This window comes from Kitasatospora sp. NPDC001664 (assembly GCF_053596675.1).
In genome coordinates, this window is record NZ_JBSFGS010000067.1 from 1 (window position 1) to 10268 (window position 10268).

The following is a 10268-nucleotide window of genomic DNA, read 5'->3' on the forward strand; positions in this document are numbered from 1 at the left end:
ACTGCGCGAGTACGGAAGGCGGACCAGCGCTGGATCGGGGCAGGCGAGCCAGTTGCACGTGCTGCCGTTCCCCTGCGCGCAGTTCCTCGCGCCCCCGGGTCGCTGCCCTGCCGAAGGTCAGCCGGCAGGCACCAGTCAGCAGGCCCCGCCGCGCCCCCGCCACCCCGTGACCGGCAGCGCGAACTTCGCGACCAACCGGTCCGTGAACGGCGCCCGGTGCAGCCGGGCGAGCCGCACCGGCGTGCTCCCCCGCCGCACCTCCACCCGCGCCCCCGCCGGCAGCTCGAACGAGCGCCGCCCGTCGCACCAGAGGATCCCGTTCTGCGTCTTCGGCTGGACCTCCACCGCCAGCACCGAGTGCGGCGAGGTCACCAACGGCCGCGCGAACAGCGCGTGCGCGGAGATCGGCACCATCAACAGCGCCTCCACCTCCGGCCACACCACCGGCCCGCCGCCCGAGAACGCGTACGCCGTCGACCCCGTCGGGGTGGAGAGCACCACGCCGTCGCAGCCGAAGTTGGACACCGGCCGCCCGTCCACCTCGGTGACGACCTCCAGCATCCGCTCCCGGGACGCCTTCTCGATCGAGGCCTCGTTCAACGCCCAGTCCTCGTACAGCACGTCCCCGTTGGTGCGCACCACCACGTCGAGGGTCATCCGGTCCTCGATCTCGTAGTCGGCGTCCACCACCCGCTCGACCACCACCGCGAGGTCGTCCCGCTCGGCCTCCGCCAGGAAGCCCACCCGGCCCAGGTTGATGCCGAGCATCGGCAGCCCGGACTCCCGGGCCAGCTCGGCCCCGCGCAGCAGCGTGCCGTCCCCGCCGGCCACCAGGATCAGCTCGCAGCCGTCCGCCGCACCGTGCCCGCCGCCGACCAGCTCCACCCCGTCGGGCAGGTCGAGCCCGACCGCCTCGGCGGAGAGCAGGCGGATCCTGATCCCCGCCTTCAACAGGCCGTGCACCAGCGCCTCGACGCTGCGCAGCGCGGTCTCCCGGCCGGTGTGCGCGATCAGGAAGACCGTACGTTCGTCGCTCATGCTGCTGCCCTCTCCCTCACACCTGCCCCCGCTGCGGCGCAACGGACCGGACGCCTGCGGAGCACCCTATCCGGGCACCCGCCCACCGGAAGTGGTGAAACCGGCCACGCGCGCCCTACTGCGGGCCCTCCGCCACCGCCCGCTCCGCGTCCGCCGGGTCCAGCTGCGGCGCGTCCCGGCGCATCCAGAGGAAGTACTCGACGTTCCCCGAGGGCCCCGGCAGCGGGCTGGCGGTCACCGCGCGCACCCCGAGCCCCAGCTCCCAGGCGTGGCCCGCCACCTGACGGACCATCTCGGCGCGCAGCTGCGGGCTGCGCACCACCCCGCCGCTGCCGAGCCGGTCCTTGCCGATCTCGAACTGCGGCTTGACCATCAGCACCAGGTCGGCGTCGGGCGCGCAGCAGCCCGCGAGCGCCGGCAGCACCAGGCCCAGCGAGATGAACGACAGGTCGCCCACCACCAGGTCGACCGGCTCGCCGCCGATCTGTTCCAGCGTCAGCTCCCGCACGTTGGTGCGGTCCATCACCGTCACCCGCTCGTCGCTCTGCAGCGACCAGGCCAGCTGCCCGTAGCCGACGTCCACCGCCAGCACGTGCCCGGCCCCGCTCCGCAGCAGCACGTCGGTGAACCCGCCGGTGGACGCGCCCGCGTCCAGCGCCCGGCGGCCCTCGACCACCAGCCCCTGCGGCACGAAGGCCGCGAACGCCCCGGCCAGCTTGTGCCCGCCGCGCGAGACGTAGTCCGGGTCGTTCTCGTCCTTCGCCACCACCACGGCCGCCGCGGTCTCCACCTGGGTGGCGGGCTTGGTCGCGGTGGTGCCGCCGACGGTGACCCGCCCGGCCGCGATCAGCTCGCTCGCGTGCTCACGCGAACGGGCCAGCTTGCGGCGGACCAGCTCCGCGTCGAGTCGGCGTCGTGCCACTGCCACTGGGGTTCCATCTCCTACTGCCGGTCGAGCGCGGCCAGCACGTCCGCCAGCCGCTGCTGTACATCTTCGTACACCGCGACCCGCTCCCCGGTCTCCGCCCCGGCCGACTCGGCGAGACGGGCCAGCTCGGCGTCCACCTCGGGGAGCCCGGTGGGGTCGTACGATTCGTCCTCCAGCACCGCCGGGTCAGTCATCGGCGGGCTTCTTCTTGGCGGGCGCGGCCTTCCGGGCGGTGGTCTTCTTCACCGTCGCGGTCCGCTTCACGACCGTCTTCTTGACCGCCGTCTTCTTGGCCGCCGCCTTCTTGACCGGAGCGGTCTTCTTCGCCGCCGCCTTCTTCGCCGCCTTCTGCACCGGAGCGGCCACCACCTGATCCGGCTCGGGCTCCTCGTCCTCACCCGGCACGAACCACGCGTCCGGTCCCGGATCGGGCTCCTCCTCCAGCTCCGGCTCCGGCTCCCACTCGGGCTCCGGCCGGCGGACCTCCTGCTCCCACCCCTGGTCGAACAGCCCCGCCGCCCTGGGCTCCTGCGGCTGCTCGGGCTCCGGCGCCTTCTCCGCCTCGGCCCCGCCGACCAGCTGCTTCTCCAGGTAGCTCAGCACCACGCCGACCTTCACCACCTGGTCGCCGACCTTCTCGAAGACCTTCTCGGCCTCGGCCCGGGTCACCCCGACCGCGAGGTCGATCCCGGCCCGTCCGGCCGTCACGGCCTCCCCGGCCAGGGTCTCCACCCGCTTCACCACCGGCGGCAGCTGCTCCAGCAGCACCACCGCCCGCTTGCCCGCCTCCTCGGCGACCTCGGTGGCCACCACGACCATCCCGCGCACCAGATCCCGCAGCATCTCCGCCTCCTCCGTGCCGTTCCCGCCCTCGCCGACGACGCTACCCGAGGGAGGCCGTCGGCACTGCGATAGCGTGGGCCGCCGAACCTGACGGGAGATCACAGCGATGGCCAGCACCGAGGAGTGCCGCACGGCACTGGAACAGCTCAGCCGCAACCTCACGGGCGCCGACGGCGACGTGCGGCAGGCCGCTGCCCTGGACCGTTCGCTCAGCTGCCGGCTCACCGACCTGGACGTCACCTTCACCGGCCGGCTGCGCGGCGGCGAGATCGCCGACCTCACCGAGCACCCCGGCCCGCCCGCCACCAAGGCGGAGATCCGCCTCACCATGACCAGCGACGACCTGGTCGCGATGGTCGGCGGCTCCCTGAAGTTCGCCTCCGCCTGGGCCTCCGGCCGGGTCAAGCTGGAGGCCGGCTTCCGCGACCTGCTCCGCCTGCGCTCGCTGCTCTGACCGCGCCCCACCTCCGCGGCAAGCGCTTTCCCGGCCACCTGACGACAGCTCCGACGCGCCGTCAGACGGCCGGGACGATCCGCTCCACGGCGGCCGTGACCAGCCGCTCCCGCTCCTCCTCGGAGAACACCCCCGGCAGCGTCAGCTGCTCGACGATCAGCCAGTTGAAGGCCAGGTAGAGCAGCCGCACCGCCTCCGCGTCCCCGGGCAGCCCGGAGGCCTCGTGGTAGGCCACGTTGGCGGCCACGTCGGCCCGCACCCGCTCGGTCAGCACGTCCCTCAGCCCGGGCCGCCGGGTGGCCTCCAGGCGCAGCTCCAGCAGTGCCAGGTAGCCGGTCCGGAAAGCGCTTACCCGGCCCACCAGTTCCCGCATCAGCGCGGCGTACGTCTCCCGGTCCGGCTTCGCCGCGCGCTGGCGCGCCACGGTCTCCTCGTCGGGCTGCAGCCGCTCGTAGACCCGGGCCCCGGCCTGGGTGAGCAGGTCGTCCCGGTTGGCGAAGTAGTTGGAGGCCGTCCCGGGCGGGACGGCGGCCGCCGCGTCGACCGCGCGGAAGGTCAGCCCGCGCGCGCCCTCCGCCGCCAGCACCTCGATCGCCGCGTCCACCAGGGCCGCCCGCCGCCCCTCGTTCCTGCGCGCCATTGACACCACTCCATCCGTAGTACTACGGTCTGACCACTCCAGTCAGAGTACTCCAAAGAAAGTGGTACCAGTTTGCGCAAGCTCGTCTACTACGTCGGGGTCACCATCGACGGCTACATCGCCGGTCCCGGCGGCGAGTACGACTTCTTCCCGCTGAACGACACCTACAGCACCTGGATGAACGGCCACCTCCCCGAGACGGTGCCCACCCCGATGCGCGCCGCCCTCGGCCTCGCCGAGACCCCCGGCGCCCGCTTCGACACCGTCCTGATGGGCCTCGGCACCTACCGCCCCGCCCTCGACGCCGGCCTCACCGACCCGTACGCCCACCTGCGCACCTACGTCGTCTCCAGCACCCTGGCCCCCGACACCGACCCGGCCGTCACCGTGGTCAAGGACGACCCGCTCGCACTCGTCCGCGAGCTCAAGCGGCAGGACGGCCGGGACATCTGGCTCTGCGGCGGCGGCCGGCTGGCCGGCGCCCTGCTCCCCGAGATCGACGAACTGATCGTCAAGAGCTACCCCGTGCTGGCCGGCTCCGGCATCCCGATGGTGGCCGGCGGCTTCGCCCCCACCCTCTTCACCCCGACCGACCGGAAGTCCTTCGACACCGGAACCACCGTCACCTGGCTCACCCGCACCACCAGCTGACGGAACGACGGAACGACGGAGGGCGGCGGCCACCGGCCACCGCCCTCCGCACCACCGGGCCCCTCAGAGCCCCAGCTCCTCCAACGCCTTCCGCCCGTCCACCGGACGCTCCGCCGACCAGGCCGCGCCGCACAGCGCCCGCAGCCCGTCGTAGACGTCCTCGCCGCCCCCCGCCAGCCGCAGCACGCCGTCCTCCGCCCAGGCCCGCCAACCCCCGCACTCGAAGCCGCCGTCCACCGCGACCGCCTCCCGATGGGCCGTCAGCAGCCCGCGCAGGTCCGCCGCCAGGTACGTCGGCCGGTGCTCCGGCGGGGCCGCCAGCAGCAGCGCCGGGGTGGTCACACCGGTGAAGACCAGCAGGCTGTCCACCCCGCCGTTCCACGCCCCCTCGATGTCGGTGTCCAGCCGGTCACCCACCACCAGCGGCCGCTTCGCACCCGTCCGGATCACCGTCTCCCGGTGCATCGGCGGCAGCGGCTTGCCCGCCACCTCCGGCTCCACCCCGGTCGCCGTCCGCACCGCCGCCACCAGCGTCCCGTTGCCCGGCGCGATGCCGCGCGCCGTCGGCACCGTCAGGTCGGTGTTCGAGGCCACCCACGGCAGCCCCGAGGCCACCGCGTACGAGGCCTCCGCCAGCTGCGGCCACCCCACCGACGGGTCGTAGCCCTGCACCACCGCCAGCGGCTCCTCCTCCAGCGAGCGCACCGCCACCAGCCCGTGCTCGGCCAGCGCCTCCACCAGCCCGGCCCCGCCGACCACCAGCACCTTCGCCCCGGCCGGCACCTTCTCGGCCACCAGCCGGGCGGCCGCCTGCGCCGAGTTGATCACGTCCTCGGGCGCGGCCGGCACGCCGAGCTCGGTCAGGTGCTCCGCCACCACTCGCGGCGGACGGGAGGCGTTGTTGGTCACGTACGCCAACCGCATCCCGCCCGCCCGGGCCACGTCCAGCGAGGCCGCCGCGTGGTCGATCGCGTACGGGCCCGCGTACACCACCCCGTCCAGGTCCAGCAGCGCCGTGTCGTACGCCTCGGCCAGCGGGAGCCCACTGCCCCCGGGCGCCGTCCGGGCCGTACCGTTCGCGGTCTGGGTCATGCTGCTGCCACCTCGTGCTCGTCGTCCTCGGTCCGTCACCCCGTCGCGCGGAGTCGTCAGGCGGAGTCCTGCCCCGGCTCCCGGTACCCGGGTGCCCCCGGCAGCAACGGCCCGTACGCCCCGGCACGGGCCGCCAGCGTCGCCTTGGTCTGCCGCAGCGCCGCCCGGTAGTGCTCCGCCTCCGGACGCATCGCCACCGCCAGCGCCAGGTGCTCGGCCGAGCCCTCGAAGTCACCCAGCCGGGCCGCCGTCAGGCCCCACCCGAACTGAGCGTAGTCGTCCGACGGATCGGCCTGCGCCACCGCCTTGAAGTTCTCCAACGCCTCCCGGTACAGCCCCGCCCCGTACTGCGCGCGGGCCAGTGCCTCCCGCACGCTCCGCGAGTGCGGCTCGGCCTCCGCCGCCCGCACCAACAGCTGCACCGCCGCCGCCGGATGCCCCTGCTCCAACAGCTGCGCCCCGCGCCGGTACCAGTCGTAGACCTCGCCCTCGGGCACCCCGTCACCGTTGCTCATACCGTCCCCGCTCCCTCCGGCCAGTGCACGAAATCTGACACAGCCTCCAGCCACTGTGATCACTCAACAGCACATACCCGGTTACCATGCCCAGGATGACGACACCCAGTGCACCCAGTGGAGCAGGTGTCCCGTCGGGCGGCCCCGGAGACCCCGGACAGGTCGCCACGGCGGGGCTGTCCCTGTCCCCGTTCCGCGCCCTCCGTTACCGCCCGGACCGGGTCGGCAACCTGGCCGCCGTCACCTCGCCGCCCTACGACGTGGTGGACCCGAACCGGCGGCTCGACCTGGAGACCTCCGACCCCCACAACATCGTCCGGCTGATCCTCCCCCGCCCCGAGCCCGAGGACAGCGGCGACCGCCCCGACCGCGACACCCGCTACCGCCACGCCGCCCGGCTGCTCGCCGACTGGCAGCGCGAGGGCGTGCTCGCCGCCGACCCCGAGGCCGCGCTCTACGTCTACGAGCAGACCGCCGGCGGCATCCTCCAGCGCGGCCTGATCGGCTCCCTCGCCGTCAGCGGCAAGGAGGCCGGCGTCGTCCTCCCGCACGAGGACGTGATGCCCCGTCCGGTCGCCGACCGGGTCGGCCTGATGCGCACCACCAAGGCCAACCTCGAACCCCTGCTGCTCACCTACCGGGGCAGCGGCGGCGCGGCCGGCGTGATCGAGCGCACCGTGCTCGGCGAGCCCCTGCTCACCACGACCACCACCGACGGCACCCACCACCGCCTGTGGGCCGTCACCGACCCGGCCGAGCTGGCCGCCGTCACCCGCGACCTGGCCACCTGCCGCGCCCTGATCGCCGACGGCCACCACCGCTGGGAGATGTACCTGCGCCTCCAGCGCGAGCACCGCCACCTCCCCCGCAGCCCCTGGGACCGCGGCATGGTCCTGCTGGTGGACACCGCCCGCTACCCGCTCCGGGTCCGCGCCATCCACCGCGTGCTCTACCGCCTGCCGCTCGCCGACGCCCTGACCGCCCTCGGCGAGCAGTGGCGGGTCAAGGAGGTCCCCGGCCCGCTGGAGCACGCCCTGGCGGCCCTCGCCGAGGCCAAGCGGCACGGCGGCAACGCCTTCCTGCTCACCGACGGCAGCGGCTCCTTCCACCTGCTCACCGATCCGGACCCGGCCCTGCTGGACGCCCACGTCCGCGCCGACCGCCCCGAGGAGTGGCGCCACCTGGACGCCACCGTCCTCCACTCCGTCCTGCTCGACCACACCTGGCGGGTGCCGGACGGCCCCGACGACATCGGCTACCTGCACGCCTCGGCCGCCGCCGAGCGCGAGGCCGCCCGCACCGGCGGCACCGCCGTACTGCTGCACCCCGTGGACGAGAGCGTGGTCCGCCGCCTGGCCGAGCAGGGCGTCACCATGCCCCGCAAGTCCACCTCCTTCGGCCCCAAGCCGGCCACCGGCCTGGTGATCCGCAGCCTCGAACTGGGCTGAACCGGCGTCAGGCCCCGGGCCCCGAAACGCAGAAGGCCCCGACCACCTCTCGGTGGCCGGGGCCTTCTGACGTTCACTCAGCCTCAGCGACGGTCGCCGCCGTTGCCCTTGCCGTCGCGGAGCTCGTCCTCGTCCGCCTCGTCGATCTCGAGGTCGTCCTCGTCGTAGTACTCCTCGACGTCCTCCTCGTCCTCGTAGATGACCCGGTCCTCGCCGGTGTCGTCCACGGAGACCCGGCGGCGCGGCTTCTCCTCGACCGGAGCGTCCTCGACGCCCTCGTCAGCCGCGTCGGCCGCGTCACCCTCGGCCTCGTCCTCGACCTCCGGGTCCATGGTGTCCGTGAACTCCAGGCCGTCGATCTCGGCGAGCCGCTCCGAGGCGTTGGTCGCCCCGTCGGTGTCCGCCTCGGCCGCCTTGGCGAACCACTCGCGCCCCTCGTCGGCACGGCCGGCCGCGATCAGAGCCTCGGCGTAGGCGTACCGCAGACGGGCGGTCCACGGGTGCACCGCGTTGGAGGCCAGCTCCGGGCTCTGCAGGGTCACCACGGCCGCGTCGAACTGGCCCATGTCGCTGCGGGCACCCGCCGCGACCAGACGCATCTCGACCTGACCGGCCTTGTCCAGCTGCTTCACCTCGGGCTCACCGGCCATCGCCAGCGCCCGCTCCGGACGGCCCAGACCGCGCTCGCAGTCCGCCATCACCGGCCACAGGTCCACCCGGCCGGTCATCCGCTTCGCGGCGCGGAACTCGGTCAGCGCCTCCGAGTAACGCTGCGTCATGTACGAGGCGAAGCCCGCCGCCTCGCGGACCGAGGCCACGCGGGAGGCGAGGCGGAGCGCCACGCGGGAGTACTGGTAGCCCTCCTCCGGGTCGGTGTCGAGCGTCCGGGCCACCATGACCAGGTTGCGCGCCACGTCGTCGGCGAGGGTCTTCGGCAGGCTCTTCAGGTCCTGGCGGACGTCCGCGTCCAGCTCGAAACCGGTCACGTCCTCCGGGATCGGCAGCCGCTTGACGGGCTCGTAGTTGCCCCGGCGGTCGTCGTAGTCCGACCGCTCCTCACGCCGCGGCCCACGGTCCCCGAACGACGGCCGGCCACCCCGGTCACCGTAGGACGGACGGCCACCGCGGTCGTCCCGGCGGAAGCCACCACGGTCGCCGCCGCGGTCGTCCCGACGGGGACGGTCGTCGCGGTTCCCGTACGACGGACGGTCGCCACCACGGTCGTCCCGGCGCGGGCCACGGTCACCATAGGAGGGGCGGTCGCCACGGTCGCCGAAGGAGGGACGGCCGCCGCGGTCGTCACGGTTGCCGTAGGAGGGGCGGTCGCCACGGTCGCCGTAGGACGGGCGGCCGCCGCGGTCGTCACGGTTGCCGTAGGACGGACGGTCGCCACGGTCGTCCCGGCGGAAGCCACCACCGGACGGACGGTCACCGTAGGACGGACGGCCACCGCGGTCGTCACGGTTGCCGTACGACGGACGGTCGCCACGGTCGTCCCGGCGGAAGCCACCACCGGACGGACGGTCACCGTACGAGGGACGGCCACCGCGGTCATCGCGGTTGCCGTACGACGGACGGTCGCCACCACGGTCGTCGCGACGCGGGCGGTCGCCGAAGGCCGGCCGGTCGTCACGACGCGGGCCACGGTCACCGTAGGAGGGGCGGTCGCCACGGTCGCCGTAGGACGGGCGGCCGCCGCGGTCATCACGGTTGCCGTACGAAGGGCGGTCGCCACGGTCGTCACGGCGGAATCCGCCACCGGACGGACGGTCACCGTAGGACGGACGGCCACCGCGGTCGTCACGGTTGCCGTACGACGGGCGGTCGCCACCACGGTCGTCGCGACGCGGGCCGCGGTCGTCGCGGTTGCCGTAGGAGGGGCGGCCGCCGCGGTCATCACGGTTGCCGTACGACGGACGGTCGCCACGGTCATCACGGCGGAAGCCACCACCGGACGGACGGTCACCGTAGGACGGGCGGTCGCCACGGTCGTCACGACGCGGGCCACGGTCGTCACGGTTGCCGTACGAGGGACGGTCACCACGGTCACCGAAGGACGGACGGCCACCACGGTCGTCGCGGTTGCCGTACGAGGGGCGGCCGCCGCGGTCGTCACGGTTGCCGTACGAAGGGCGGTCGCCACCACGGTCGTCGCGACGCGGGCCGCGGTCGTCGCGGTTGCCGTAGGAGGGGCGGCCGCCGCGGTCATCACGGTTGCCGTAGGAAGGACGGTCGCCACGGTCATCCCGGCGCGGACCCCGGTCGTTGGACCAGCCGCCACGCGACCGGGGCTCGTAGCCACGGCCGTCGTCGCGACGGTCCGGGCGGTCCTGGGGAGGGTTCGACATCGTGGTGACTCCTGTCTGCTGCTTCAGCTCAACCGCGCGGCCTGGACGGGACTTCCCGTCCGGTGCGGTCTGGCGGCGACCCGCGTGGCCACACACCAGCTCCATTGTCCGGCACCGGGACCGTCCCCGCTGTCGGGCGGGAGCCGGCTCGATGCCATCGGGAAAAACAAAAAGGCCGTGGCTCCAGCTATTCGCTGGGGCCACGGCCTTTGAAGAATTGTTCGGCGGCGTCCTACTCTCCCACAGGGTCCCCCCTGCAGTACCATCGGCGCTGTGAGGCTTAGCTTCCGGGTTCGGAATGTAACCGGGCG

General features: G+C 73.7%; 11 protein-coding genes, 1 rRNA gene and 1 pseudogene. 3 read left to right on the top strand and 10 right to left on the bottom strand.

The features are described 5' to 3' along the window. Positions 1 to 135: 135 nt before the first annotated feature. From ACWCYY_RS40155 to ACWCYY_RS40170, 4 genes are all read right to left on the bottom strand, one after another. The gene (locus tag ACWCYY_RS40155) at positions 136 to 1038 is read right to left on the bottom strand and encodes an NAD kinase (RefSeq protein ID WP_345284840.1); all 903 of its coding nucleotides are present in this window, start codon (positions 1036 to 1038) and stop codon (positions 136 to 138) included. 115 nt (positions 1039 to 1153) lie between these two features. Further along, entirely contained in the window at positions 1154 to 1960 is an 807-nt protein-coding gene (locus ACWCYY_RS40160) for a TlyA family RNA methyltransferase (RefSeq protein ID WP_345284921.1), read from the bottom strand. 20 nt (positions 1961 to 1980) lie between these two features. Then, positions 1981 to 2160: a hypothetical protein gene (locus tag ACWCYY_RS40165; RefSeq protein WP_345284842.1), complete on the bottom strand. Its 180-nt coding sequence runs from the start codon at positions 2158 to 2160 to the stop codon at positions 1981 to 1983. After that, positions 2153 to 2809: a hypothetical protein gene (locus ACWCYY_RS40170; protein WP_449798902.1), complete on the bottom strand. Its 657-nt coding sequence runs from the start codon at positions 2807 to 2809 to the stop codon at positions 2153 to 2155. Before ACWCYY_RS40170 ends, ACWCYY_RS40165 begins: the two co-directional genes overlap by 8 nt. Before the next feature lie 106 nt (positions 2810 to 2915). Here ACWCYY_RS40170 and ACWCYY_RS40175 point away from each other — a divergent pair, with 106 nt between their 5' ends. Next, on the top strand, positions 2916 to 3263 hold the full coding sequence (locus ACWCYY_RS40175) for a sterol-binding protein (protein ID WP_345284846.1): 348 nt from the start codon (positions 2916 to 2918) through the stop codon (positions 3261 to 3263). A 61-nt stretch (positions 3264 to 3324) separates the two neighbouring features. Here the strand turns inward: ACWCYY_RS40175 and ACWCYY_RS40180 are convergent, their stop codons facing one another. Then, positions 3325 to 3903 carry a TetR/AcrR family transcriptional regulator gene (locus tag ACWCYY_RS40180; protein ID WP_449798903.1) on the bottom strand — a complete coding sequence of 193 codons (579 nt, stop codon included), beginning with the start codon at positions 3901 to 3903 and terminating at the stop codon, positions 3325 to 3327. 72 nt (positions 3904 to 3975) lie between these two features. Between ACWCYY_RS40180 and ACWCYY_RS40185 the strand changes: the two genes are divergently transcribed. Next, positions 3976 to 4554 (top strand): dihydrofolate reductase family protein, encoded by a 579-nt coding sequence (locus tag ACWCYY_RS40185; RefSeq protein ID WP_345284850.1) that lies wholly within the window; start codon positions 3976 to 3978, stop codon positions 4552 to 4554. 63 nt (positions 4555 to 4617) lie between these two features. Here the strand turns inward: ACWCYY_RS40185 and ACWCYY_RS40190 are convergent, their stop codons facing one another. Together ACWCYY_RS40190 and ACWCYY_RS40195 are read right to left on the bottom strand one after the other, a co-directional pair. Beyond that, on the bottom strand, positions 4618 to 5646 hold the full coding sequence (locus tag ACWCYY_RS40190; RefSeq protein ID WP_345284852.1) for an HAD-IIA family hydrolase: 1029 nt from the start codon (positions 5644 to 5646) through the stop codon (positions 4618 to 4620). 56 nt (positions 5647 to 5702) lie between these two features. Then, positions 5703 to 6161 (bottom strand): tetratricopeptide repeat protein, encoded by a 459-nt coding sequence (locus ACWCYY_RS40195; RefSeq protein WP_345284854.1) that lies wholly within the window; start codon positions 6159 to 6161, stop codon positions 5703 to 5705. A 95-nt stretch (positions 6162 to 6256) separates the two neighbouring features. Between ACWCYY_RS40195 and ACWCYY_RS40200 the strand changes: the two genes are divergently transcribed. Continuing rightward, positions 6257 to 7609 carry a DUF1015 family protein gene (locus ACWCYY_RS40200; protein WP_449798904.1) on the top strand — a complete coding sequence of 451 codons (1353 nt, stop codon included), beginning with the start codon at positions 6257 to 6259 and terminating at the stop codon, positions 7607 to 7609. Positions 7610 to 7692: 83 nt separating this feature from the next. On the opposite strand, the gene ACWCYY_RS40205 is transcribed toward ACWCYY_RS40200, so the two are convergent. The 3 genes and pseudogenes from ACWCYY_RS40205 to rrf all read right to left on the bottom strand — a co-directional run. Continuing rightward, positions 7693 to 8505, bottom strand: coding sequence for a tetratricopeptide repeat protein (locus ACWCYY_RS40205; protein WP_345284923.1), 813 nt, complete (start codon positions 8503 to 8505; stop codon positions 7693 to 7695). Positions 8506 to 9000: 495 nt separating this feature from the next. Next, a pseudogene (locus tag ACWCYY_RS40210) lies at positions 9001 to 9957 on the bottom strand (hypothetical protein); the annotation flags it as partial. A 219-nt stretch (positions 9958 to 10176) separates the two neighbouring features. Next, positions 10177 to 10268: ribosomal RNA gene (rrf, locus tag ACWCYY_RS40215) — 5S ribosomal RNA — on the bottom strand; the annotation flags it as partial.